The organism is Mesorhizobium sp. WSM4814, assembly GCF_055811595.1.
In genome coordinates this window covers 410,881-433,647 of record NZ_JBVVQT010000002.1, presented here as the reverse complement: position 1 = coordinate 433,647, position 22,767 = coordinate 410,881, and the positions used below count along the sequence as shown (strand labels likewise).

The following is a 22,767-nucleotide window of genomic DNA, read 5'->3' as shown; positions in this document are numbered from 1 at the left end:
GTCTTGCCATGATCGACATGGCCAATCGTGCCGATGTTCACATGAGGCTTTGTACGCTCGAATTTACCTTTTGCCATAGTCTCTTTCCTTGGACGGCCGGGACCTTCAGTTCAGTCGAATGCGGGGCGATTAGCGACTGCGGCCGAAAAACACAAGTGTCTTGTGGCCGGCGCTTTCTCACCCGGTCTGAACCCATGATCCGGTTTTCGGGGATGTGGCGCGGATATAGGAACGAACAGGAAGAAATGGAATGGCCTGACATAGGTTCCGCTGCTGCCGGCATTCAGCCGACGGATATTGCCGCTTCCGCCTGTCCGCCTTGCCGGATTTACTGCCGGATCTGGCCCATTGCCGGTGTGACGCCGGTCTGATTTCCTGATCCGATGCATTTCATTCCGATCGCTATTCGCGGCCCGCTGTTCATGATCCTGTCGACCGGGTCCTATGTCGCCAACGACACCATGTTGAAGCTCGCGACGGTTGGGCTGCCGCCCTATGAAGTGCTGTTTCTGCGCGGGACGGCGGCAACGCTGTGGGGAATCCCGTTGCTGTTTGCGCTGGGCTACGCCAGGCAGATCCCGCTGATCCTCGACAGGAGAGTGTTGCAAAGAAACCTGCTCGAGCTGGCGGCAATCCTTTGCTACGTGGTGGCGCTCGCCAACATGCAGATCGCCGATTCGACCGCCCTGGGACAGATCACGCCGCTGCTCATGCTGATTGGCTCCTCTGTCCTGTTCGGCGAACGGATCGGCGGCTTGCGCATGGCGCTGATCGGGCTCGGTTTCATCGGCGCGGTGATGGTGGCGCAGCCGACCATGCAGGGAATCTCGGTCTACGCCTTGCTGGCGCTTGGCAATGCGGCGTTCGCCGCCGCGCGCGATCTCGCCGGGCGGCGGGTCGCCGCCGACGTGCCCGGAATGATCGTCGCAATTTCCGCGGTGGTGGTGGTGCTGGTCGGATCAGGCGTCGCGCATCTGATGTCGGAGCGTTGGGTGGCGCCCGAGACGCATCATTTACTGCTGATGGCCGGGGCCGGATTGTTCCTGATCTTTGGCCATTTCTTCATCTTCATGGCCTATCGCGCCGGGCCAACCGGCGTCGTGGCGCCGTTCTATTACTGCTTCACCGTCTGGGCGGTCATTTCCGGCCTGGTGGTGTTCCAGCAATTGCCGAACGCACTGGCGATCGGCGGTATCCTGCTGGTGGTGGCCAGCGGGCTGACCATCGTGTCGCTAGACGAGCGTAAGCGCCGACTGACCGTGGTGGCATAATTTGGGCAGTGGTGACCAAAACAACGGACCACAAATTTCAACTTGGCCGCTGCCCGCAAAAAATGGAGAAACCTGTGACAAGCCAGGGGAACGTCGGCAACCGCATGCTTGCCGGAAAATGCCTGTGCGGCGCCGTGCAATACGCGGTGGCCGACGAGTTCATCTACGCCGCCAACTGCCACTGCTCGGACTGCCGGCGCACCACCGGTTCGGCCTTCAAGCCGTTTGCCGGCATCGAGCGTGAGAGACTGAGCCTGACCAAGGGCGAGGACAACCTCCTGATCTTTGGCGAGGAGACCGGCCACAACGTGCACTGCAAGACCTGCGGCTCATTGCTCTACTCGGTCGTCCGCGACGGCGCCTTCGTCCACGTCACCATGGGAACCCTCGTCGACGAACCGGCCATCCGTCCGACGCAGCACATCTTTGTCGGCTCCAAGGCGAAGTGGTTCACGATCGCCGACGACCTGCCTCAATATGAGGAGCATGCTGCCGGGGGCGCCGACTGAAGACCTGGCGATGTGGCTGACGGCATTGCCGCTCAGGCACACGCAGTGACACGGCGCATTTTCAAGGAAGTTGTTTTATTTTCGATAATGACTTCAACAGCATGCTTGGAGCGGGTAGCGGGAATCGAACCCGCATATTCAGCTTGGAAGGCTGCTGCTCTACCACTGAGCTATACCCGCGCATCTCACCCGAAAACCGCTATGCACTTTTCGGTCCGAGGCTTTGCGTTTCAGGGCTTCCGGGCCGGCAGTGGTGGAGAGGGTTGGATTTGAACCAACGTAGGCATAGCCAACGGATTTACAGTCCGTCCCCTTTAACCACTCGGGCACCTCTCCAGTCTGCCGCCGGAGCCATGCAACGAGACATCGACGCGTCGCGGCCGCAGGAGCAGCCCGTCGCGAAGCGCCTTATGGCGGCAGCGCCCAAAACTGTCAACCGCAACATCCCGGCAAAACGCGCTGAATTTGTTGACGACCCGACGAGCAGGGTTTTGCGGCTGTATCCTTAGACAGACGACACGGCTATAGAACCGGCCATGAGCAACGATAACAAGCCCAAAACCCCGAAAGACACCCACTACGCCAAGCTGCGCCGCGCCCATCGCGACGAGAAGAGCGGCGGCGCGCCGGCGTTCAGGCCGCGCCAGCCGGTGCCGCCAGGAGAAACAGCGGCAGATGGCCTGGTGCGGCTTTACGGCCTGCACACGGTGCGAGCGGCACTCGACAATCCGCGCCGGCGGATCAAGAAGATGCTGGTGACGCGCAACGCCGCCGAGCGGCTGGCGATCGCCGACCTCGCCGCCCTGCCCTTTGAGACAGAGATGGTCGAGCCGAAGGACATCGACAAGGTCACCGGCTCCGACGCCGTGCATCAGGGCGTGCTGATCGAAGCCGAGCCGCTAAAACCCAAGCGCCTCGATGCGCTCGGCGATACCACGCTGGTGCTGGTCCTCGACCAGGTCACCGATCCGCACAATGTCGGCGCGATCCTGCGCTCGGCGGTCGCCTTCGGCGCCGGCGCGCTGATCACCACGGCGCGCCACAGTCCGCATGAATCCGGCGTGCTGGCAAAGTCGGCCTCCGGCGCGCTGGAGCATATCGACCAGATCGAGGTAAAAAACCTCGCCGACGCGCTCGGCCAGTTGCACGAGGCCGGCTTCCAGACCATCGGCCTCGATTCGGACGGGCCGGCGGAACTCGAGAAAAGTTTTGCCGGGGAAAGGATCGCGCTGGTGCTGGGCGCCGAGGGCAAGGGCTTGCGTCAGAAGACGCGCGAAACGGTGACGACGCTGGCCCGGCTCGACATGCCCGGCGCCATCCGCTCGCTCAACGTGTCGAATGCGGCGGCGGTGAGCCTTTATGCGGCGAGGAAGTTTTTGAACGGATGAATGGTAAAAAATGGTGAATAGTGAATAGTGAATAGTGAGACTGCACGTAAGTCGTGACCAGTTCACTACCACTGACTGTCGCATCGATACTACCATTAACCTATTCACTATTCACTATTCACTATTCACTATTCACTATTCACTATTCACCATTCACCATTCACTATTCACCAATCTCATATCCCGCCATTCGCTCCAGCGCCTTGACCAGCGCCGAATGATCCTCCTTGGCGCCGCCATTGGCCGCGCAGGCGTTGAACAATTGTTGCGTCGTCGAGGTGTTGGGTAGTGCCACGCCAAGCGCTTTCGCCCCTTCCAGCGCGAGATTAAGATCCTTCTGGTGCAGTTCGATGCGAAAGCCCGGCGCGAAGCTGCGCTTGATCATGCGCTCGCCATGCACTTCGAGGATGCGCGAGGCGGCCAGCCCGCCCATCAGCGCCTGCCGCACCTTGGCCGGATCGGCGCCGGCTTTCGATGCAAAAACCAGCCCTTCCGCGACTGCTTCAATGGTCAGCGCGACGACGATCTGGTTGGCGACCTTGGTGGTCTGGCCGACGCCGTTCGGTCCGACCAGCGTGATGTTCTTGCCCATTTTCTCGAACACCGGCCTGGCGCGCTCGAAGGCCTTTTCCTCGCCGCCGACCATGATGGTCAGCGACGCGGCCTTGGCGCCGACCTCGCCACCCGACACCGGCGCGTCGAGATAGTCGCAGCCGAGCGCATTGACTTTTGTGGCGAATTCCTTGGTCTCGATCGGCGAGATCGAGCTCATGTCGATGACCAGCTTGCCCGCGGTCAAACCCGAGGCGACGCCGCTGTCGCCGAACAGCACGTCGGCCACCTCCGGCGTGTCGGGAACCATGGTGATGATGATGTCGGCGGCACGTGCCACGGCGTGATGGCCGGAGACGGTTTTTAGACCCTTGGCGACGAGATCGGCCGGCGGTTTCGAGCGATGGTCGCTGGCGACGACTTGATAGCCGGCGTCGAGCAGATGCCCCGCCATCGGCGCGCCCATGATGCCGAGGCCGATGAAGCCGATGGTTTCCATTGATGTTTCTCCCTGGTATTTTCCTTGTTAAGGCCGCGTTCCGTCGCGCCCCCTCTGGCGGCAGGCCAGAGGGGGGCGCGAAGAAACTCGACGTCAATTGTAAACGTCCCCTACGCCGCCGCCTGCCCGGCAAACTCCCGGAACCAGCCCAGCCCGGCTTCCGTCGAAACCTTCGGCTTGTATTCCGCCCCTACCCAGCCGGTATAGCCGATGCGGTCGATGTGGCTGTACAGAAAAGGAAAATTGATCTCGCCCGTCCCCGGCTCATGACGGCCGGGATTGTCCGCAAGCTGGATATGCGCGATGCGGTCGAGGTTGGCCTCGATGGTGCGGGCGAGATCGCCCTCCATGATCTGCATGTGATAGATGTCATATTGCAGGAACAGGTTTTTTGAGCCGACGCGGTCGATGAGCGCCAGGGCCTGGTCCGAATAGCTGAGGAAGAAGCCGGGAATATCGCCAGTGTTGATCGGCTCGATCAACAGCCTGATTCCGGCCTGTTCCAGCTTGTCGGCCGCGAAAGCCAGGTTCTCGGCGAAGACATCTTCCAGCACCGAACGTTCGACGCCTTGCGGCGCGATGCCGGCGAGGCAGTTGACCTGTTCGCAGCCCAGCGCATGCGCGTAGGTGATCGCCTTGGCAACGCCTTGCCGGAATTCGGGAACACGATCCGGCAACACCGCGATGCCACGCTCGCCCTTGCCCCAGTCGCCAGCCGGCAGGTTGAACAGCACCTGCGTCAGGCCGTTCTTCTTCAGCCTCGCCGCAACGACATCGGGCGCATGGTCATAAGGGCCGATATACTCGACACCCCCAAAACCGGCGCGGGCGGCGGCTTCGAAGCGGTCGAGGAAATCGTGCTCGCCAAAGAGCATCGAAAGATTGGCTGAAAAACGCGGCATCTTTTTTCTCCTTGTTCTCGCCCGGCCCAAGCTGTGGTGAGATTCAGGTCAGGCCGCGCCGAAAATGGTGGGTTCCGAGAACCGGAGCGGAGCGTACATTTTGGTACGTGAGCACCGGAAGCGCAGGAAACCGCCGTTTGCAGGCCGGCATCACCTGAATATCAGCACAGCTTAATCCAGCATGACGATCGCCGTCGGCGCGTCTTCGTGATGTTCGGCAAGCTCCTCGAATTCGGTGATCTTGTCGATCTCGGTGCCCATCGAAACATTGGTGACGCGCTCAAGGATGAATTCGAGCACCACCGGAACCTGGTGCTCCTTCATCAGTTGTTGCGCCTGTTTGAAGGCGCCGGCGAATTCCTCCGGCCGGCGCACCCGGACCGCCTTGCAGCCCATGGCCTCGGCGACAGCAACGTGGTCGACGCCATAGCCAGCCTCTGGATCGTCTTTCCGGTTGACGTTCTCGAAAGCGAGGCTGACCTCGAAATCCATCGAAAAGCCGCGCTGCGCCTGGCGGATCAGACCGAGATAAGCATTGTTCACGACGACATGGATATAGGGCAATCTGTGCTGCGCGCCGACCGCCAGTTCCTCGATCATGAACTGGAAATCATAGTCGCCGGACAGCGCCACGATGTTGCGCTGCGGATCGGCGGCGCGAACGCCAAGTGCTGCCGGCAGCGTCCAGCCGAGCGGACCGGCCTGGCCGCAATTGATCCAGTTGCGCGGCTTGTAGACATGCAGGAACTGCGCGCCGGCGATCTGCGAAAGCCCGATCGTGGTGACATAGGTGGTGTCGCGGCCGAATGCCTTGTTCATCTCCTCGTAGACGCGCTGCGGTTTTAGCGGCACCTGGTCGAAATGCGTCTTGCGCTTCAGCGTCTTCTTGCGGCCCTGGCATTCCCTGGCCCAACCCGACCAGTCGCGCAGTTTTCCAGCCGTTTTCCACTCGGTGGCGACGTCGAGCAGCATTTTGAGCGCCGCACCGGCATCCGAGACGACGCCGAGGTCCGGCGCGAAGACACGGCCGATCTGGGTCGGCTCGATGTCGACATGGATGAATTTCTTGCCCCTGGTGTAGACGTCGACGGAGCCGGTGTGACGGTTGGCCCAGCGATTGCCGATGCCGAAGACGAAATCGGCCTCGAGCATCGTCGCGTTGCCGTAGCGATGCGAAGTCTGCAGCCCGCACATGCCGGCCATCAGCCGGTGGTCGTCGGGGATCGCGCCCCAGCCCATCAGCGTCGGGATCACGGGCACGCCGGTGACTTCGGCGAACTCGATCAGCAGATCCGAGGCATCGGCGTTGATGATGCCGCCGCCGGCAACGATGACAGGCTTTTCGGCCGCGTTGAGCATCGCCAAGGCCTTCTCGGCCTGGCCGCGCGACATTACCGGCTTGAACGGCACTAGCGGCTCATAGGCATCGATGTCGAACTCGATCTCGGCCAGTTGCACGTCGACCGGCAGGTCGATGAGAACCGGCCCCGGCCGCGACGAGCGCATCAGGTGGAACGCCTTCTGCAGCGCCATCGGCACCAGATAGGGTTCCATGACGGTGACCGCCCATTTGGCGACGGGTGCTGCGATGGCTGCGATGTCGACGGCCTGGAAATCCTCCTTGTTGAGACGCGCCCGCGGCGCCTGGCCGGTGATGCAGAGGATCGGGATGGAATCGGCCGCGGCCGAATAGAGCCCGGTGATCATGTCGGTGCCGGCCGGACCCGAAGTGCCGATGCACAGGCCGATATTGCCTGACCTGGCGCGGGTATAACCTTCGGCCATGTGCGAGGCCGCCTCGACATGGCGCGCCAGGATATGGCGGATCGTACCCCTCGCCCTCAGCGCCGAATAGAACGGGTTGATGGCAGCACCCGGCACGCCAAAGGCGCAGGAGGTGCCTTCTTTTTCCAAAACGAGAACCGCTGCGTCGACTGCGCGCATCCTGGCCATGTCAGCCTCCACGGAATTGTTGATGGCCGAGAATGCCAGCGCGCCTGTTACTTTTCAATTTTTTCAGAATATTTTTTCATTTCTAAGAAACTGCGGCTATTTACTGATTTCACTGGATTTTGTGTTTTCCACGAAGTCGCATAGCATATTTGTGAAAAACTTTTTCATTGCGCCTTTGGCGAAATCGGCAAGAATGCCACTATGGAAACCGCCGAAAAGCGCCAGCGCGGACGGCCGCGCGCCTTCCACGGTCCGGCCGAGGCGGCTTCGGTGCAGTCGCTCGACCGGGCGCTGCGCATCCTGGCCATCGTCGCCGAAGGCAACGGCCTGTCGCTGAGCGAGATCGCCGCGCAGAGCGGCCTCCCCGCCTCCACCGCCTACCGCATGCTGACGACGCTGGAAAACCACGGCATGGTCGAGTTCGACAGCACCGACCAGCTGTGGTCGATCGGCGTCGAGACCTATCGCATGGGCGCGGCGTTCCTGCGCCGCCGCAAGCTGGTCGACCGCGCCCGCATCGTCATGCAGGAATTGATGGAGAAGACCGGCGAGACCGCCAATCTCGGCGTCGCCGAGGACGACTGCGTCGTCTTCGTCAGCCAGGTCGAGACGCATCAGGCGATCCGCGCCTTCTTCCGGCCGGGCACGCGCAGCTCCTTCCATGCCTCAGGCATCGGCAAGGCGGTGCTGGCGCATCTCGAGCCGCAGCGCGTCGGCGCCGTCCTGCGCCGGACCGGGCTGGAGCGCTTCACCGAAAAGACGCTCTCCGACATCTCGGCGTTGGCCCGTGATCTGGTGACGATAAAACTGCGCGGCTGGTCGGTCGACGACGAGGAACGGCACCCCGGTATGCGCTGCGTCGCCGCGGCCATCTTCAACGAGTTCGGCGAGCCGATCGGCGGCGTGTCGGTTTCGGGACCGACGGTGCGGGTGACGCCGGAGCGGCTGGCCGAGATCGGCCCGCTGGTGCACGATGCGGCAGCGGAAATAACCAGGATGATTGGTGGTCTGCCGCCAAGCCGCGCCGCCGAACCGGGTTCACTCTTCGAGATTGGCGCTGCGCGCTCACCTTGACAGCCGCCCGGCTACGGCCAAGTTTGGATCCACCTTCTGCCAGCCGACGCCCGAAAGACGCATGAGCCTCCAATCCGTCAAAGCCTTCTTCGCCGAATATGCCCGCGACATCGAGGTGATCGAAACGCCGACAAGCTCGGCGACCGTCGCGCTCGCGGCCGAGGCGCACGGCGTCGAGCCGGGGCAGATCGCCAAGACCATCTGCCTGCGCGTCGGTGACCGGGTCATGCTGGTCGTCGCCCGCGGCGACGCGCGCATCGACAATCGCAAATCGCGCGATGCATTCGGCGGCAAGCCGCGCATGCTCGATGCCGAGCAGGTGGCCGAAATCACTGGCCATCCGATTGGCGGCGTCTGCCCCTTCGGCCTCGCCTCGCCGTTGCCGGTCTATTGCGACGTATCGCTGCGCGCCTACGATCAGGTCGTGCCAGCGGCCGGCGCAACCAATGCAGCGGTGAAAATAGGCGTCGAGCGCATGGCAGCGCTGACCGGCGCCGAATGGTGCGACATCTGTCAGGATGAGCTAGCCCCGGGCACCGCGCTCTTGGTCGATAGGTCGTAGAAATCAAGCAGCATCGCCAGCCCAACTCCGCAGGCGGTGAAGATCAGGCCGGCGATGAAGATGCGGGTGGCACGTTCATGGACGCGTCGCTGTAGAGACGTTGTGTCGAGCAGCAACCGCAGCGCTCGTATCTGCAATGCAATGCCTATCAAAATCGGCACGACGGCTGCCAGGTGATAGATTTCCCAAGGGAGCGGGTTGGCGGCCCAATGCGTGATGAAGCCCAGCGAGAAAGCCAGTAGAATGCCGACGGTGGTGATCGTTCCGTTGCGGAAATCCGTCTCAATCTGCTCTTCCTTGGGTTCGTGCTCGTCCAAGCGTCCCTCTCCCTCTGGTGCCTTCACCGCCAGACTAAGCTGTCGAAAAATCCCTGTACATCCCTCGCTGGAACCGGTTGCGGTGCCGGTTCAATTTTGCAACCCAGACAGCTGAAAAAGGGGCAGTGGGTGCCCCTTTTTGCCTTGCCTGAAACGGTTCACCTCCCCTCAAAGCCGGCAGCGATGACGGTAGCCGTCGTAGCCGACATAGGTGTCGGAGTACGGATCGTAACTCTGATAGCGGTTGAGGCAGCGCCGGACGTGCCATGAGCCGCCATTTTCGTCGATGTAAACGGTGCGCGGCTGGGCGAGCGCGCTGCCGAGCAGGAAGCCGCCGACGCCGGCGACGATGCCGATGCCAAGGTGCTTGTTGTGATGGTGCTTGTGATGGGCGGCCGAAGGCTGAACGGTGCCGGCCAGCATGGCGGCGGCGACAGTGGTGGCGATGAGGCCGGAAACGATGGTGCGCTTGAACATGACGATCTCCTTGCTGCAGAGGCGATCCATCCGCCTCTTGACCATCTGTCGTGGCAGCAAGGAAAAAGGTTCGACGGTTTTTTCGATTTTTCTGAACTGGGTTTGCGCCAGGCGCGCAATGACGACCGGCGAAGAGCGCCGGTTGGCAGTCCGGCGGCGGGAGGCCTCAGCCCATGCCGGTGATGTGGCGCAGCCAGAAGGCGAGCGCGATGAAGCCGATGATGGTGGTGACGCCGGTCCAGTCGACATTGGCGCTCTTCAAAACCTTGATGAGCTTCACCAAGAGAAACCAGGCCACGACGACGATCAGGGCAATGACGACAAGTCTGATCATGCGACACCCTCGCCTATGCGATTGCACCTTCGAACGATATAGGAAGCCAATTGGCCGTTTTCAGGATGCCCGCGCCGGCAGCTCCGGCGCGCTTGTAGGCAAAACAGAGTTCATCTTTACTGGCGCAACAAATATGCTAACCGGAGCGCCGTGCCCTTGTAGCTCAGCTGGTAGAGCAGCGGTTCGCCAGATATCACTGACGTCTTTGCGGATGCTTTCGGATTGCAGCAAGCACCGCGCCGTCATCCAAGCTACATTCAACAGACCCTACCGCGGCCAGCGCATCAGTGGCATCCACCGAATCCCCACCCGGTCCAGGCCCTCTGATGACGAAATGTCCTTTCTCACATGTGAAGTCCCATTTGTGCAGCTGCTTGTAGGATTCCGTCTTGCCTTCGTTTTCAGCATGATAAAGCACGACGTAACCATCGGGCTTCGTGACGGAGAGCATCTGTTGTATTGCCTTGAGCGGACTAGCGGTGTGATCTATACAATTCTGTCCATGCACGATGTCGAAACTGTAATCGTCAAATTGCGCTCTAAGATTTTCGGCGTCACCAAAGACTGTTCGCACAAGAGGTTGGATCCCAAAATCTCTCAGAACTTGATCATATTCCGATGCCAGCAGGTCAGTTGCAGTAATCCTGATCTCTTTCGAAGCATGCACTTTGCCGAGCTTCGTCAAGGGGCCAGCGCCCACATCGAGTATGTAAACTGGGTTGGTCGTCAACCTGTCGACATATCGCCCAACGTGATCCTGAATTGGTAAATTGGGGTCAAGACGTTCCTTGTAGTCCTCTGGCCAGAATGATCCCTGAGTGGAGAACCAGTGTCTCCAAAACAGAACTTCGTCCCTGAGCTGTTGGGATCGGCTGTCTCCCTCCAGCCAGCGCAGGATCTTTCGTCCGAGCCGCCGAGCCCTAGTCAACACCGATGTCGATCTTCTCAGAGACCCTTCTCTAGCCATGACAGGAATCCTCGCGGTGAAGAGGGTTTACGGTCCGCTCTGGCCACGACGACGACCGGGCAATGACGACAAGTCTGACCATGCGACACCCTCCGCCTATGCGATTGCAGTTTCGGCCATTATAGGAAGCGAATTAGCCGTTTTCAGGATGGCCACGCCGGCAGCTCCGGCGCTCTCTGGGCAGCCGAAAACGGAGTTTTGTCTTTACTGGCGCACCAAATATGCTAACCGGAGCGCCGTGCCCTTGTAGCTCAGCTGGTAGAGCAGCGGTTTTGTAAACCGAAGGTCGGCGGTTCGATTCCGTCCGGGGGCACCAAAGCCTGTCGTCTTGAATGAAGCCGGCCTTTCGGATTTTGCCGCGCTGCGCAAGGGGGGCGAGGGCCAATCGGGACCTCTAGATCCCATACATCAGGGCAATGAAGAATACCGGTGCAAAGATCAGGAAGATCGCCATTACTATAATCACGGCGAGGGCTAGGCGCTCTGTTCGCCTGACGATTGCAACGATGTCATCGTCGCTCGACGAAACAAGATCAACCACCGAGAAATCTGTTGGGTCAGGCGTTTGATTGTCATTGGCGGGTCGGCTTGCGACCGCATCGACATTCTGTTTGCTCTGGATAAGGGTCACAGTTCTTTCCGCCGTTAGGGTGCCACATCGGGTGCCCGCCGATGCGTATACAGCGGGGCACCCGGAACCACCGATGAAGGGACTATGCTCGGCGGCCAAATACCAATTCTTTGCCAAGATCTTGGTTGCCAGCCTCAGCCCTCTGTCTTTAACGCACAGACTTCAGTCTTACTGCGTCATGGACCATAGCCCGGCGCCGGAACTAAGTGCCCGCCGCTCCCGTTGCCGACCAGTGATAATTGAGAATAGGAGATAGTCATGGCTGACGGTCCCACCGTTGTTAACTCAGGCGGAAATGGCGCCGGCACCGCTGTCGCCATCGTTCTCGCTATTATCGCAATCGTGATCCTGCTGTTGTTCACCGGCGTTATCAACATCAACGGCGGGGGCACCGGAAAGGACGTCGACGTAAAGGTTGAAGCGCCTACGGTCGAAGCGCCCAACGTCGAAGCGCCAGCCGCGTCCGCTCCGGCTGAGCCTAGCGCACCTGCCCCAGCCGCGCCCGCTCCGGCAGAGCCGGCCGCACCTGCTCCGGCAGCACCCGCTCCGGCAGCACCTGCTAACGGCGGCTGATTGTGACATCGGATATCAGGCCCGGCGGGATGCGCTTCCGGGCTCCATGTTGAGGGCCGTCCACACTCTGCAAAGCGGCCCACGCAACAGAAAGCCGTTCCATGGAGTTTCAATCAGTTGCGGGGACCAGCAAAGGAGGATCGCTTATGAAGATGCTCGTCACCCTCCTGGCCGGCATTTCGCCCCCCTGACGCTTCTGCCGCTTGGAAAAGATATCAACGACCAAGTTGGTGCACCCGCTTCTGCAATATAATTTTCGGTTAATGATGGCGACAGCTATCTACCGATAGAGTCTCGGGTACTTGGCCTTCTCAGTGTGGCAATCATCCCTGCGCCGCACCGCTTTGTTGTAAGCGGCTTCATAGGCGCGGATGGCCCTCTTGAACTTAGGTGGATTGGGTGTCAGGTGTTTATCGACACCGTCGTACAAAAGGACTGGAACGGCTATAATGGCTTTTCCATTTTCGTTCAGCTTCAGCGCCCGGCATCTCTGCGCAACGCCGTTGACGTTACCTGCCATTGTAGCGGCCAAATTCAACTTGGCGTCGGCCATCCGAGCCAGGAAAGTAATGTTTTGCGGCACTCCCTGTCCGGCTGAAGCAGCCGAAGATATGACGCAGACTGCCGCGCCGAGGGTAATCAAAATGCGGTTCAAAAGTTGCCCCCTCAATATTTGGCGATCTCGACCCAAGCATCGCCCGTCCCTGCAAAGCGAGGTTGAAATAATTCAATTCGAAAAGCAATTGGCGTTACGCGACATTGCGAGGATCACCGCACGCGATGCCTCGCCACCGCGTGTTCGATCAACATGTCGATGATCTGGCAGTAGCCGACGCGAGATTATAAGCAAGCGGAATGGTTATTGAGTTCGAAGCGTGCCCTGCTCTTTAGCGACAGTGTCGAAGCTTTCCTGGGGCGAAGCTTGATCCTAAGATGTAGCCGGAGGGGCACAGGAGACGCGGTTACTGTGATCCCCCGACATTGTTTCCGGCACGGCATGGCTTGGTCATCGCTTTCTCTTTGTCATGAGTGCGCGGACTTTGACGATCATCGCAGCATTGGACTTCAGCTGAAAGGCACGGATCTTTCGCATGTGTCGATCGGCTACCTCCTTGTAGTAAAGGATCGGCCGCATCGCTCGCTCGTATGCTGCTTCTTGTCCGGCGCACAATTTCTGCGCTTTTCTCGCTAACGAATACGGATCGCCGCGCTGAACTGACAGCTTTGCCGACCACAACTGATTGCATTTAATCAAGGCGCTCTGTTCGGCCTTGTACCTCGGATCGACTGCAGCTCGGGCGTCAGCAGTAAAAATCATAAGTCCCACTAGTGTCGCGAGTAAAAAACGCTTCATTGCAGCCCCCCAAAGAGGGGTAACACAAACTGAAATTTCTCTACCTTTCAAGCCCGACGCCCTGGTGATCGTCAGGGTCGGTCGAAAATCTGCTCGTCCCCGATTTCCACAGGCCGGGCCATAGCCCATCAGCTTCAACGCATATATTCCGGAGCAGAACCACAGGTATTCCGTAGTGGAAAAAATAGGAGTCGCCGTTGGAGCAGAAACGCACGATCGCACCGTTTATCGGCGGCATGTATGGTGGTCTCGCTGCCCTGGCGTTGGCGTTCGGCTTCCGCTTCCTGATGATTGCCGATCCCGATCCGACCTCGCAGGCAACCATAGCCCTTTCGGGAGTGGCCTTTTCGATCTGTTTCAGCCTGACCTTCCTTCGCGAGCATCGACGCCAGATTGCCGCCGCCAGAGAATTTCTAAGCCGTCCAAGATCGTATCAGGACTAAACCCCCGCGTTTCGCAAAGCAAAGCGCCATGCCTCCGGTCCGGGGCATCAGAACCAACGGGATGCAGCAGGGTGATGCGGACCGGCCGGCATCTCCTGCTCCCGGCCATTTAATGCCATTCGATTAAAATGCCCCTGCGTATATTAGCAATCACTCAATTTAGCGCGCCGACAATGTCCGAGCGGTGGGCTAAACAACGGGTAGTGTCATGCGAAGCGACTTCGCTGCGGCGCGCGAGCTCTTGGAGTGTGCCCAAAACCGGCTCTGCGGCATGGACGAAACCAGCCAGCGCGTCAGCGAGGCACTCGACTTGCTGATTGAAGAAATAGCCATCGCGGAATTCCGTAAGGCGCCACTGACCGTCGTGCCGTTTCCACGTGCGCGGCCACCCAGGCATGCTCGGTAGAACACCGCCGATGTAGTCAACAGCGGAAGTGCTCCCACCAGCGAAATTGAACCGGTGCGATTGCGGCTTAGCGGCGTCCGAGCCACCAGAAATCCCATCGGGAGCCCCTCAAACCGCGATCGCCGCCACCAGAATCCGGTTCTGCCTTCGTATCGCGGCGCGCAGTTCGGCAATCCTGGCCCCGTCGCGCTTCACGAATTCTATGAACATCATGTTCATGTTATTGAACACCAGTTCGCCGAGCGCCTGCCCGTCGATATCCCGGCGGACCAGGCCGAGCCCCTGCAGCCGGGCGATCAGCGCGCGGATCTGCTCGGTCAGCGCCCGGTCGAGCGCCGTGTAAGCCTGCCCGAACGGGCTGTCGGGCAGTTGCGTCGAGATCGCCATCGCCTGCCGCCACATCTCCTTGCTGAGATAATGCAGCGAATGCTCGATATAGAGGCCGAGCAGCGTGTCGAGCGCATCGCCGACATTGGCCGGCGGGTTGGCGACCACGCCCTGCCCGGCATTGAGCACCTCGTTGACCTCCATCGAGACGATGGCGCCGAGGATGTCGCCCTTGTTCTGGTAATAGTTATAAATCGTGCCGACCGAGACTTCCGCCTGCGCCGCGATCGTCTCGATCTTGGCGCCTTCATAGCCGGTGTCGCGAAAAAGCGCCGCCGCCGCCTCGATGATCCGGCGATGCCGATCCGCCTTTTGCCTTGCCCGCAATCCGCTCATGTCGGCTATCTGCCATAAAAACAGAATTGACTCAATTTTAGAATTGGTTCAATTTTTTGCCAGAAGCCAGAAAGGCAAGGGAGAACACTCGATGACCATCAATCAAAATACCCCGAATCCAACGACCAGGAAGCCGCTGTCGGTTCTGAAGAGCCACCTTCACGCCGCGTGTGCAGCGACAGCGCTGCTGCTGGCGACGGGCAGCCTCGCTCAGGCCGCCGATCTCAACGCTCTGATCTGGTGCGATCACGCCGACCCGGCGCTGCTGGCGCCTTTCGAGGAGGCCAATGGCGTCAAGGTCAATGTCAAGGAGTTCGAGGGCACCGGCGCCGGCATGGCCATTGTCGAGCAGTCGCAGCCCGGCGACTGGGACGTGATGGTGATCGACAGCATCGACATACCGCGCGGCGTCGAAAAGGGCCTGTTCGAACCGCTGCCGGAAGACAAGCTGCCGCTGGCCGACCTCTTTCCCCAGGTGAAAATGGACAGCTCCACCGTGGTCGACGGCAAGCGCTACGGCATCACCGAAAAGTTCGGCTACAACACCATCGGCTACAACAAGACCAAGGTCGATCCGGCCGACATGCAGTCGCTGGCCGCGCTGACCGGCGACAAATACAAGGGCAAGATCGCCATCTACGACTATTACCTGCCGGTCATCGGCATGGCAGCGCTGGCGATCGGCAAGAAGACCGCTGAGCTGACCGAAGCCGACCTTCCGGCCATCAAGCAAGAGCTGCTCAAGATGAAGGCCAATGCCAAGCTGGTCGGCGAAGTGACCGCCAGCCAGACCGCGCTGGCGACCGGCGAGGTCGACATTCTGGTCGGCGGCGGCGAATGGGTGACGGCCGGGTTGGCCAAGGAGAACCCTGCCCTCGACTTCTCGATTCCCAGAGAAGGTGCTGTGCTGTGGTCGCAGTCGCTGGCCATGTTCAAGGATTCCAAAAACAAGGACACGGCGCTAAAATTCATCCAGTACATCATGAGCCCTGAAGGCCAGGCGCGGCTTGCCACCTCTGCCTGCTATTGGGGCATGCCGGCGAGTACCAAGGCGGCTCTGACCGATGAGCAGAAGAAGATCCTGCGCTTCGACGAGCAGCCGGACTTCCTCGCCCGCGCCCAGCCCTACCCGGCGCCGGATGCCGATCTCGACAAGAAGATGCAGGACGTCTGGACCGAAATGCTGCAGGCGCAGTGACCGGTCGCCGGTCGTGAACTCTACCACCAACAGCGGGCGTGCCATGCCCCGGGCGGGCCGCGCCCTGCCCCGCGCGGGCTATGCCCTGCCCTGGGCGCTGGTCACGCCGGCGCTCGGCTGGACGCTGCTGTTCTTCGTGCTGCCGTTCGTCGCCATGGGGTTTTCCAGCCTGACGGCGCATGACGGCGGCGGCCTTACGCTCGCCAACTACAGCCAGTTCTTCACCAATCCGGCCTATTGGCAGGCGATGGTGAACTCGCTGCAGGTCACCGTGATCGTCACAGTGATTTCGGTGCTGCTCGCCTACCCTTTCGCCTGGATCCTGGCCGAACAGGTGCCGGAACGCTGGCAGCGGCTGGCGCTGATGCTGGCGGTGCTGCCGTTCTGGACCTCCTATGTCGTGCGCTCCTATTCCTGGCTGCTGGTGCTGGCGCAGAACGGCGTGATCAACCGCGCGCTGACCGGCTCCGGCCTGTTCAGCGAGCCGCTGCAGCTCGCCAACACACGGTTGGCCACGGTCACCGGCTTCGTGCATTTCTTCGTCATGCTTTTGACGCTGACGATCTTCGCCAATCTGAAGCAGCTCAGCCCGAGCTACCGCAAGGCAGCCGCCGATCTCGGCGCCGGGCCGGTGCGCACGTTCCTGCATGTCGTCCTGCCGCTGACCTTGCCCGGCATCATGGTCGGCGCCTTCCTCACCTTCGTGCTGTGTATCGGCGACTACATCACGCCGCAGATCCTCGGCGGCAACAACGAGCTTTTGATGCCGCAGCTGGTGATGATGCAGATCGGCCGGCGCGGCGATTTTCCGCTCGCCTCGGCGCTGTCGATCATCCTGATGGCGGTTGTCACCATTGCCTATCTCGCCTGCGCCCGCTGGCTCAAGATCGAGCGGGCCTGACCGTGCGCGCGCTTGTCCGCATCGTCTCCTGGCTCTACGCCGTCGCCATCTATGGCTTCATCTTCCTGCCGGTGGTCGTTCTGGTGCTGTTTTCGCTGCAGGCGACGTCGTTTCCGATCCCGCCCTTCACCGGGCCGTCGCTGCGCTGGTACGACGCCGTGCTCGCCGACACGCGGCTGACCTCGGCGCTGGTCAATTCGCTTCTGGTCGCTGCCCTCTCCTCGGCTGCCGCCGTCACGCTCGGTTTCCTCTCAGCCTGGGGTTTTGCGCGTTTCGTGCTGCCGGGCTCGGCCCTGCTGCGCGGGCTGATCACGCTGCCGCTGACCGTGAGCTATCTCATCATCGGCATGGGGCTGCTGGTGCTGTTCAACTGGGCCGGCATACCGAAATCGCTGCTTGCTGCCGGCATCGGCCATGTGGTGATCAACCTGCCGCTGTGCTTTGCCATCATCTACAGCCAGATGGGCGACCACCAGATCAACATCGAGCGTGCCGCGCGCGACCTCGGCGCGCCCGAATGGAAGGTGCTGCTGCTGATCACGGTGCCTGTCATGGCGCCGGCGATCTTCGCCGGTCTCTTCCTGTCGATGACCTTCTCCTGGGACGAATTCGTGATCTCGTTCCTGCTGACGCGCTTCGACACGACGCTGCCGGTCGAGATCTGGAACCTGCTGCGCTCCGGCCTCAATCCCAAGACCAACGCCGTCGGCTCGCTGGTCTTCGCCGTCTCCATCGTGCTGGTGGTGTTTTTTGAACTGATGCTGTTGCGGAGGAAGCCGACATGACCGCGCCACTGGTCGATGTCCGTGCTGTCTCGCACCGCTTCGGCCAGCACACCGTGCTGAGGAACGTGTCGCTGCAAATCGAGCCGGGCAGCTACACCATCCTGCTCGGCCCGTCGGGCTCCGGCAAGACGACGCTTTTGTCCATTCTCGGCGGCTTCGTCACGCCGAGCCAAGGCAAGGTGCTGATCCGCGGCGAGGACTGCACCGCGGTGCCGCCGGCGAAGCGCCCGACGACGACGGTTTTTCAGGACTATGCGCTGTTTCCGCATATGAGCGTCGGCAGCAATGTCGGCTTCGGCCTGCGCATGCAAGGCGTCGATGCCGCGACACGGACCGCGCGGGCGCGCGAGGCGCTGGCGCTGGTTGGTCTGGCCACCGCCTTCGACAAGAAGCCGCACCAGCTTTCCGGCGGCCAGCGGCAGCGCGTCGCACTGGCCCGCGCGCTTGTCGTCGAGCCGGCGGTGCTGCTGCTCGACGAACCGCTCGGCGCGCTCGACCTAAAATTGCGCCGGCAGATGCAGGATGAGTTGAAAGCGATCCAGAAACGCGTCGGCACCGCCTTCATCCATGTCACCCACGACCAGGAAGAGGCGATGGCACTGGCCGACCATTGCGTGGTCATGAATGACGGGCGCATCGAGGACGAAGGCCCGCCCGAGCGCGTCTATGCGCGGCCGGCGACGCGCTTTTCCGCAACCTTCATGGGTGAGAGCACGCTGATATCGGGAACGGTGACGGCGGCGGAGCACGGAACAATCACTGTCGCGACCCAAATCGGAGCGCTTTCGCTAACCGGCACACTGCCGGCCGGAACGACTGTCGCCCTCGCCGTTCGTCCGGAGCACCTTGTCCTCGGCTCAACCGGCGGCGCGGTAAGCCTCGGCACGGCCAAGGTGAGCGACGTGGTGTTTCAGGGCAGCTTCAAGCGCGTGCTGGCTATCTCCGAGAAAGACCCGGCGCTGCTCTTCATCGCCAGGGTTCCCGCTGCTGCGGTCGTCCAGCCGGGCGACATCTCTGCGGTTTCGTGCGACGCTGGCGATGTCATTCTTCTGGCGGGCTGAGCCATGGGCACGCTTCCGATCATCGACGCACCGAATTGGTATGAAGCCATCCGTATGGGCGATGGGGTAACGCTGATCCACGAGCCGTGGATCAAGCCGTTCTTCCGCTGCAACATCTGGCATGTGCGCGGCCGCGATCGCGATCTTCTGTTCGACACCGGCCTCGGCCATTTCAGCCTGCGGCGCCACGTCCCGCTGGTGACGGAGCGAGAACTCGTTTGCGTGGCCAGCCACACGCATTTCGACCATATCGGCTGCCATCACGAATTTCCGGACCGTTGTGTGCATGCGGCCGAAGCAGAAATCCTCGCCGACCCGCGCAATGAATGGACGGTCGCCGACCGCTACGCGACCGACGCCATGTTCGACGCAATGCCGCAGGGCTGGGATGCCACGCGCTACCGGATCCACCCGGCGCCGGCCGATCGTTTGCTTGGAGAAGGCGATTTCGTCGATCTCGGCGACCGTGCCTTCGAGGTGATCCACACGCCGGGCCATTCACCCGGCGGCATTGCGCTCTACGAGAGGAAGACCGGCATCCTGCTTTCCGGCGACATCGTCTATGACGGCCCGCTGATCGACGATGTCTATCATTCCGCTGTCGACGACTATGTCGAGACGCTGCTGCGGATGCGCGAGCTTGATGTTGCGGTCGTGCATGGCGGCCACTTCCCGAGCTTCGGCAAAGTGCGCTACCGCCAGCTTATCGACGAGTATCTCGCACAGAAGCGGCAGGCCGGCTGCCATCTGCTGCAGGCGCGATAAGCACCGGCCTCTGGGTCGCGAGAAGTGCCTGGCGAATTCACAACGCCCTTTGCGGGCACGGCGTGCCGGCGGCATCGCCGCAGCGTGAGGCCGTTGGTTGGGGTCGCAAACTCGTCTGTTCCGACTGGCGCACCAGTTGGGCAAAGGCAAGCGCAAAACTTCCCAGCATCAAGACGATGACAATCAGGCGTGTTACCGGCAATAAATCGGTCCGACTAGCTGGCCCCACGCCGCCCATCCACTGCCGGCTAACATGGTCGATCCGGCTTTACGAGAGTTTAATTCCCGTCTTAACCATCACATTCGCTTGTCACTCGACACGATGCGCGAGCAGCAGGCCGGCGGCTCCTGCCAGCGCTGTGTCAAGCGGCGCCAGATGTCTCGCTTTGCAGATCTGCCAGCCCATGCTAACCCGGCGCTGGCGCGGCCCAAGCAACCGGTCGCCACCAACCGGTCGCCATCAACACTCGCCATTGGGGAGCCATGAACAAAGCCGCCAGCCGCTTCGCCTTCGTCTCGTCCGACACCGCCGACGCCAAGGCGGCGCTGGAGAGCCTTTCGGCGCGCTATGGCCAGGCACCCATCGAGGATGCAGAGATCGTCGTGGCGCTGGGCGGCGACGGCTTTCTGTTGCAGACCTTGCGCGACACGATGAGCACGGGAAAAAAGGTCTACGGCATGAACCGTGGCACCATCGGCTTCCTGATGAACGAATATCGCGCCAGCGGTTTGACCGGGCGCATCGCCGCGGCCGTTGCCGAAACGATCCGTCCGCTGGAGATGCAGGCGGTCACGGCTGAGGGCGAAACGATCTCGGCGCTGGCGATCAACGAGGTCGCGCTGTGGCGCCAGTCCTACCAGACGGCCAAGATCCGTATCACCGTGGACGGGCAAGTGCGGCTGGAGGAATTGAACTGCGACGGTGTGATGGTCGCGACGCCGGCCGGCTCGACCGCCTACAACCTTTCCGCGCATGGACCGATCCTGCCGCTCGACGCGCCGCTGCTGGCGCTGACCCCGGTCAGCCCGTTCCGCCCGCGCCGCTGGCGCGGCGCGCTGCTCTCCAATAAGTCGACCGTTCGCTTCGACATCCTGGAGGCGGAAAAGCGGCCGGTGAACGCCGCCGCCGACCACACCGAGGTGAAGGCCGTAACCTCGGTTACGGTGCAGGAATCGCCCACGGTAACAGCGACGCTGCTGTTCGATCCGAGCCACTCGTGGAACGAGCGCATTCTCGCCGAACAGTTCCGCTATTGAGCCGGCGCAGCGACAGCAGATCGATTAAGCATCGCGATTAAGGTTACGACTTCACAATCGTGCCGTCCCCCGCCTGTTTGTGTTGACAAATCGTGGGCTTGCGCCTACCTGCAATACCAATCTTGCAGGCGCGCGGCGCTTGCCGCGACCGCTTGCGTTGCGCCCCCGAACCAGCCAAAGACAGCCAAACTTGTCCTCAGACACCCAGATCGCTCAAGACGTGTTGACCTTCGCAGACCTCGGCCTGTCGCCGAAGGTCCTTTCCGCAGTCACCGACGCCGGTTACACCGAACCGACTCCGATCCAGGCCGGCGCAATTCCGCACGCCTTGCTCGGCAAGGATATTTTGGGCATCGCCCAGACCGGCACCGGCAAGACGGCCTCGTTCGTGCTGCCGATGCTGACCCGCCTCGAAAAAGGCCGGGCGCGCGCGCGCATGCCACGCACGCTGATCCTTGAGCCAACGCGCGAGCTTGCCGCGCAGGTTGAAGAGAACTTCATCAGATACGGCAAGAACCACAAGCTCAACATCGCGCTGCTGATCGGCGGCGTATCCTTCGACGAGCAGGACAAGAAGCTGGAGCGCGGCGCCGACGTGCTGATCGCGACGCCAGGCCGCCTGCTCGATCATCGCGAGCGCGGAAAACTCCTGCTCAACGGCGTCGAGATCCTGGTCATCGATGAGGCCGACCGCATGCTCGACATGGGCTTCATCCCCGACATCGAGCGCATCTGCGAGATGATCCCGTTCACCAGGCAGACGCTGTTCTTCTCGGCGACGATGCCGCCTGAGATCACCAAGCTCACCGAGAAATTCCTGCACGCGCCGGTGCGCGTCGAGGTCTCGAAGGCCGCGTCCGCCGCGACCAACATCATCCAGCGGTTGGTGAAATCCGGCTCGAAACCCTGGGACAAGCGCGAGACGCTGCGCAATCTGATAAAGGCCGAGGATGCGGAGCTGAAGAACGCCATCATCTTCTGCAACCGCAAGATCGAGGTCTCGGAGCTTTTCCGCTCGCTGCTGAAACATGATTTCGACGCCGGCGCGCTGCATGGCGACATGGACCAGCGCGCGCGCATGCAGATGCTGGCCAATTTCCGTGACGGCAAGCTGCGCTATCTCGTTGCGTCGGACGTCGCGGCGCGCGGCCTCGACATCCCCGATGTCAGTCACGTCTTCAATTACGACGTGCCGATCCACGCCGAGGACTATGTCCACCGCATCGGCCGCACCGGCCGCGCCGGCCGCTCGGGCAAATCCTTCACCATCGCCACCAAGTCCGACACCAAATACATCGACGCGATCGAACGGCTGATCGGCAACAAGATCGAGTGGCATGACGGCGATCTGTCGACAGTCGTCGCCAGCGAGAGCGGGGACGACGATGCTCCCCGCCGTGGCCGCGGCGCGCCGCGCCGCGCCGGCCGCAAGGACGATGGCAAGGAGAGGGGCGAACGCAGGCCACGCGAACGCCACGCCAAGCAAAGCGAAGCTGCAGCACCGGATGCGGCGCGCGAGGAACAGCCGGTGGCAGCCGAGCCCGCGGCCGCCGATGCCGGTGAGCGGCGCGCGCGCAAGGAAGCGATCCGCTCGGAAAACACCGAGCGCCACACTTCACCCGAACGCCAAGCTTCACCCGAACGCCAATCTTCCCCCGATCGCAAGGCTTCGCCCGATCGCCATCGCAACGAACAGCGCGCGCCGGAACGTGGCGACACCAGGCCGCAGCGCGACGGCAATCGCCCGGCCCGCCATCGCCAGGAAGACAACGATGGGACCGTCGGATTCGGTGACGACATGCCCGCGTTCATGCGCATCGTCGCCAAGGGCTGATCACAGCAGAAATTGGGCTGATCACAGCAGA

25 protein-coding genes, 3 tRNA genes and 1 pseudogene are annotated in these 22,767 nt (G+C 61.5%); 15 read left to right on the top strand and 14 right to left on the bottom strand.

Annotated features, from left to right (window positions below):
* Positions 1-77 (bottom strand): annotated as a pseudogene (locus tag AC0L2V_RS05400) (GTP-binding protein); the annotation flags it as partial.
* A 306-nt stretch (positions 78-383) separates the two neighbouring features.
* Here AC0L2V_RS05400 and AC0L2V_RS05395 point away from each other — a divergent pair.
* Together AC0L2V_RS05395 and AC0L2V_RS05390 are read left to right on the top strand one after the other, a co-directional pair.
* Positions 384-1,271: a DMT family transporter gene (locus AC0L2V_RS05395; RefSeq protein ID WP_473519622.1), complete on the top strand. Its 888-nt coding sequence runs from the start codon at positions 384-386 to the stop codon at positions 1,269-1,271.
* A gap of 62 nt (positions 1,272-1,333) precedes the next feature.
* Complete coding sequence (locus AC0L2V_RS05390; protein WP_473519621.1) at positions 1,334-1,780, top strand: GFA family protein; 447 nt, start codon at positions 1,334-1,336, stop codon at positions 1,778-1,780.
* Positions 1,781-1,886: 106 nt separating this feature from the next.
* On the opposite strand, the gene AC0L2V_RS05385 is transcribed toward AC0L2V_RS05390, so the two are convergent.
* A tRNA-Gly gene (locus AC0L2V_RS05385) sits at positions 1,887-1,960 on the bottom strand.
* 71 nt (positions 1,961-2,031) lie between these two features.
* Positions 2,032-2,116, bottom strand: a tRNA-Tyr gene (locus tag AC0L2V_RS05380).
* Between the two features lie 200 nt (positions 2,117-2,316).
* Here AC0L2V_RS05380 and AC0L2V_RS05375 point away from each other — a divergent pair.
* On the top strand, positions 2,317-3,168 hold the full coding sequence (locus tag AC0L2V_RS05375) for a TrmH family RNA methyltransferase (protein WP_473519620.1): 852 nt from the start codon (positions 2,317-2,319) through the stop codon (positions 3,166-3,168).
* Between the two features lie 163 nt (positions 3,169-3,331).
* On the opposite strand, the gene AC0L2V_RS05370 is transcribed toward AC0L2V_RS05375, so the two are convergent.
* The 3 genes from AC0L2V_RS05370 to gcl all read right to left on the bottom strand — a co-directional run bounded on the left by AC0L2V_RS05370 (position 3,332) and on the right by gcl (position 7,074).
* Positions 3,332-4,219, bottom strand: coding sequence for a 2-hydroxy-3-oxopropionate reductase (locus AC0L2V_RS05370; protein ID WP_473519619.1), 888 nt, complete (start codon positions 4,217-4,219; stop codon positions 3,332-3,334).
* A gap of 110 nt (positions 4,220-4,329) precedes the next feature.
* Positions 4,330-5,121, bottom strand: a complete 792-nt coding sequence (gene hyi / locus AC0L2V_RS05365; protein ID WP_473519618.1) for a hydroxypyruvate isomerase — start codon at positions 5,119-5,121, stop codon at positions 4,330-4,332.
* Positions 5,122-5,292: 171 nt separating this feature from the next.
* Positions 5,293-7,074 carry a glyoxylate carboligase gene (gene gcl, locus AC0L2V_RS05360; protein ID WP_473519617.1) on the bottom strand — a complete coding sequence of 594 codons (1,782 nt, stop codon included), beginning with the start codon at positions 7,072-7,074 and terminating at the stop codon, positions 5,293-5,295.
* A 201-nt stretch (positions 7,075-7,275) separates the two neighbouring features.
* Here gcl and bhcR point away from each other — a divergent pair, with 201 nt between their 5' ends.
* On the top strand, positions 7,276-8,148 hold the full coding sequence (bhcR, locus tag AC0L2V_RS05355; protein ID WP_473519616.1) for an HTH-type transcriptional regulator BhcR: 873 nt from the start codon (positions 7,276-7,278) through the stop codon (positions 8,146-8,148).
* Between the two features lie 61 nt (positions 8,149-8,209).
* Positions 8,210-8,710, top strand: a complete 501-nt coding sequence (locus AC0L2V_RS05350) for a YbaK/EbsC family protein (protein ID WP_473507603.1) — start codon at positions 8,210-8,212, stop codon at positions 8,708-8,710.
* Here AC0L2V_RS05350 and AC0L2V_RS05345 read toward each other — a convergent pair.
* The 4 genes from AC0L2V_RS05345 to AC0L2V_RS05330 all read right to left on the bottom strand — a co-directional run bounded on the left by AC0L2V_RS05345 (position 8,662) and on the right by AC0L2V_RS05330 (position 10,805).
* The gene (locus AC0L2V_RS05345) at positions 8,662-9,027 is read right to left on the bottom strand and encodes a hypothetical protein (protein WP_128168541.1); all 366 of its coding nucleotides are present in this window, start codon (positions 9,025-9,027) and stop codon (positions 8,662-8,664) included. The two genes, AC0L2V_RS05350 and AC0L2V_RS05345, sit on opposite strands and share 49 nt — an antisense overlap.
* A gap of 168 nt (positions 9,028-9,195) precedes the next feature.
* Positions 9,196-9,504, bottom strand: a complete 309-nt coding sequence (locus AC0L2V_RS05340) for a BA14K family protein (RefSeq protein WP_473519615.1) — start codon at positions 9,502-9,504, stop codon at positions 9,196-9,198.
* 166 nt (positions 9,505-9,670) lie between these two features.
* On the bottom strand, positions 9,671-9,838 hold the full coding sequence (locus AC0L2V_RS05335; RefSeq protein ID WP_023798133.1) for a hypothetical protein: 168 nt from the start codon (positions 9,836-9,838) through the stop codon (positions 9,671-9,673).
* Between the two features lie 193 nt (positions 9,839-10,031).
* On the bottom strand, positions 10,032-10,805 hold the full coding sequence (locus AC0L2V_RS05330) for a class I SAM-dependent methyltransferase (protein ID WP_091591227.1): 774 nt from the start codon (positions 10,803-10,805) through the stop codon (positions 10,032-10,034).
* 240 nt (positions 10,806-11,045) lie between these two features.
* On the opposite strand from AC0L2V_RS05330, the gene AC0L2V_RS05325 reads away from it, so the two are divergent.
* A tRNA-Thr gene (locus AC0L2V_RS05325) sits at positions 11,046-11,121 on the top strand.
* A 78-nt stretch (positions 11,122-11,199) separates the two neighbouring features.
* Here the strand turns inward: AC0L2V_RS05325 and AC0L2V_RS05320 are convergent.
* Positions 11,200-11,436 (bottom strand): hypothetical protein, encoded by a 237-nt coding sequence (locus AC0L2V_RS05320; RefSeq protein ID WP_473507600.1) that lies wholly within the window; start codon positions 11,434-11,436, stop codon positions 11,200-11,202.
* A 258-nt stretch (positions 11,437-11,694) separates the two neighbouring features.
* Here AC0L2V_RS05320 and AC0L2V_RS05315 point away from each other — a divergent pair, with 258 nt between their 5' ends.
* Positions 11,695-12,009: a hypothetical protein gene (locus tag AC0L2V_RS05315; protein ID WP_473507599.1), complete on the top strand. Its 315-nt coding sequence runs from the start codon at positions 11,695-11,697 to the stop codon at positions 12,007-12,009.
* Positions 12,010-12,289: 280 nt separating this feature from the next.
* Here AC0L2V_RS05315 and AC0L2V_RS05310 read toward each other — a convergent pair whose 3' ends face one another.
* Complete coding sequence (locus tag AC0L2V_RS05310; protein ID WP_473519614.1) at positions 12,290-12,664, bottom strand: hypothetical protein; 375 nt, start codon at positions 12,662-12,664, stop codon at positions 12,290-12,292.
* 351 nt (positions 12,665-13,015) lie between these two features.
* The gene (locus AC0L2V_RS05305; protein ID WP_473507598.1) at positions 13,016-13,501 is read right to left on the bottom strand and encodes a hypothetical protein; all 486 of its coding nucleotides are present in this window, start codon (positions 13,499-13,501) and stop codon (positions 13,016-13,018) included.
* 59 nt (positions 13,502-13,560) lie between these two features.
* Between AC0L2V_RS05305 and AC0L2V_RS05300 the strand changes: the two genes are divergently transcribed.
* The gene (locus AC0L2V_RS05300; protein ID WP_473507597.1) at positions 13,561-13,806 is read left to right on the top strand and encodes a hypothetical protein; all 246 of its coding nucleotides are present in this window, start codon (positions 13,561-13,563) and stop codon (positions 13,804-13,806) included.
* A gap of 514 nt (positions 13,807-14,320) precedes the next feature.
* On the opposite strand, the gene AC0L2V_RS05295 is transcribed toward AC0L2V_RS05300, so the two are convergent.
* Positions 14,321-14,935, bottom strand: a complete 615-nt coding sequence (locus AC0L2V_RS05295) for a TetR/AcrR family transcriptional regulator (RefSeq protein WP_473507596.1) — start codon at positions 14,933-14,935, stop codon at positions 14,321-14,323.
* Between the two features lie 91 nt (positions 14,936-15,026).
* On the opposite strand from AC0L2V_RS05295, the gene AC0L2V_RS05290 reads away from it, so the two are divergent.
* The 7 genes from AC0L2V_RS05290 to AC0L2V_RS05260 all read left to right on the top strand — a co-directional run bounded on the left by AC0L2V_RS05290 (position 15,027) and on the right by AC0L2V_RS05260 (position 22,736).
* The gene (locus AC0L2V_RS05290) at positions 15,027-16,133 is read left to right on the top strand and encodes a polyamine ABC transporter substrate-binding protein (RefSeq protein ID WP_473507595.1); all 1,107 of its coding nucleotides are present in this window, start codon (positions 15,027-15,029) and stop codon (positions 16,131-16,133) included.
* A gap of 43 nt (positions 16,134-16,176) precedes the next feature.
* Positions 16,177-17,034, top strand: coding sequence for an ABC transporter permease (locus AC0L2V_RS05285; RefSeq protein ID WP_473519695.1), 858 nt, complete (start codon positions 16,177-16,179; stop codon positions 17,032-17,034).
* A 2-nt stretch (positions 17,035-17,036) separates the two neighbouring features.
* On the top strand, positions 17,037-17,819 hold the full coding sequence (locus AC0L2V_RS05280) for an ABC transporter permease (protein ID WP_473519613.1): 783 nt from the start codon (positions 17,037-17,039) through the stop codon (positions 17,817-17,819).
* A complete protein-coding gene (locus AC0L2V_RS05275; protein ID WP_473519612.1) occupies positions 17,816-18,880 on the top strand; it encodes an ABC transporter ATP-binding protein in 1,065 nt (354 codons plus the stop codon). Before AC0L2V_RS05280 ends, AC0L2V_RS05275 begins: the two co-directional genes overlap by 4 nt.
* Positions 18,881-18,883: 3 nt before the next feature.
* Positions 18,884-19,645, top strand: a complete 762-nt coding sequence (locus AC0L2V_RS05270; protein WP_473519611.1) for an MBL fold metallo-hydrolase — start codon at positions 18,884-18,886, stop codon at positions 19,643-19,645.
* A 483-nt stretch (positions 19,646-20,128) separates the two neighbouring features.
* Complete coding sequence (locus AC0L2V_RS05265; RefSeq protein WP_023798144.1) at positions 20,129-20,902, top strand: NAD kinase; 774 nt, start codon at positions 20,129-20,131, stop codon at positions 20,900-20,902.
* Between the two features lie 190 nt (positions 20,903-21,092).
* Positions 21,093-22,736 carry a DEAD/DEAH box helicase gene (locus AC0L2V_RS05260; RefSeq protein ID WP_473507590.1) on the top strand — a complete coding sequence of 548 codons (1,644 nt, stop codon included), beginning with the start codon at positions 21,093-21,095 and terminating at the stop codon, positions 22,734-22,736.
* Positions 22,737-22,767 lie beyond the last annotated feature (31 nt).

What these genes read in the sequence shown, in the direction of transcription:
- AC0L2V_RS05395 (WP_473519622.1), top strand. Translation starts at nt 384, where the DNA reads ATGCATTTCATTCCGATCGCTATTCGCGGCCCGCTGTTCATGATCCTG.
- AC0L2V_RS05390 (WP_473519621.1), top strand. Translation starts at nt 1,334, where the DNA reads ATGGAGAAACCTGTGACAAGCCAGGGGAACGTCGGCAACCGCATGCTT.
- AC0L2V_RS05375 (WP_473519620.1), top strand. Translation starts at nt 2,317, where the DNA reads ATGAGCAACGATAACAAGCCCAAAACCCCGAAAGACACCCACTACGCC.
- AC0L2V_RS05370 (WP_473519619.1), bottom strand. Translation starts at nt 4,219, where the DNA reads ATGGAAACCATCGGCTTCATCGGCCTCGGCATCATGGGCGCGCCGATG.
- hyi (WP_473519618.1), bottom strand. Translation starts at nt 5,121, where the DNA reads ATGCCGCGTTTTTCAGCCAATCTTTCGATGCTCTTTGGCGAGCACGAT.
- gcl (WP_473519617.1), bottom strand. Translation starts at nt 7,074, where the DNA reads ATGGCCAGGATGCGCGCAGTCGACGCAGCGGTTCTCGTTTTGGAAAAA.
- bhcR (WP_473519616.1), top strand. Translation starts at nt 7,276, where the DNA reads ATGGAAACCGCCGAAAAGCGCCAGCGCGGACGGCCGCGCGCCTTCCAC.
- AC0L2V_RS05350 (WP_473507603.1), top strand. Translation starts at nt 8,210, where the DNA reads ATGAGCCTCCAATCCGTCAAAGCCTTCTTCGCCGAATATGCCCGCGAC.
- AC0L2V_RS05340 (WP_473519615.1), bottom strand. Translation starts at nt 9,504, where the DNA reads ATGTTCAAGCGCACCATCGTTTCCGGCCTCATCGCCACCACTGTCGCC.
- AC0L2V_RS05335 (WP_023798133.1), bottom strand. Translation starts at nt 9,838, where the DNA reads ATGATCAGACTTGTCGTCATTGCCCTGATCGTCGTCGTGGCCTGGTTT.
- AC0L2V_RS05330 (WP_091591227.1), bottom strand. Translation starts at nt 10,805, where the DNA reads ATGGCTAGAGAAGGGTCTCTGAGAAGATCGACATCGGTGTTGACTAGG.
- AC0L2V_RS05315 (WP_473507599.1), top strand. Translation starts at nt 11,695, where the DNA reads ATGGCTGACGGTCCCACCGTTGTTAACTCAGGCGGAAATGGCGCCGGC.
- AC0L2V_RS05295 (WP_473507596.1), bottom strand. Translation starts at nt 14,935, where the DNA reads ATGAGCGGATTGCGGGCAAGGCAAAAGGCGGATCGGCATCGCCGGATC.
- AC0L2V_RS05290 (WP_473507595.1), top strand. Translation starts at nt 15,027, where the DNA reads ATGACCATCAATCAAAATACCCCGAATCCAACGACCAGGAAGCCGCTG.
- AC0L2V_RS05285 (WP_473519695.1), top strand. Translation starts at nt 16,177, where the DNA reads ATGCCCCGGGCGGGCCGCGCCCTGCCCCGCGCGGGCTATGCCCTGCCC.
- AC0L2V_RS05275 (WP_473519612.1), top strand. Translation starts at nt 17,816, where the DNA reads ATGACCGCGCCACTGGTCGATGTCCGTGCTGTCTCGCACCGCTTCGGC.
- AC0L2V_RS05270 (WP_473519611.1), top strand. Translation starts at nt 18,884, where the DNA reads ATGGGCACGCTTCCGATCATCGACGCACCGAATTGGTATGAAGCCATC.
- AC0L2V_RS05265 (WP_023798144.1), top strand. Translation starts at nt 20,129, where the DNA reads ATGAACAAAGCCGCCAGCCGCTTCGCCTTCGTCTCGTCCGACACCGCC.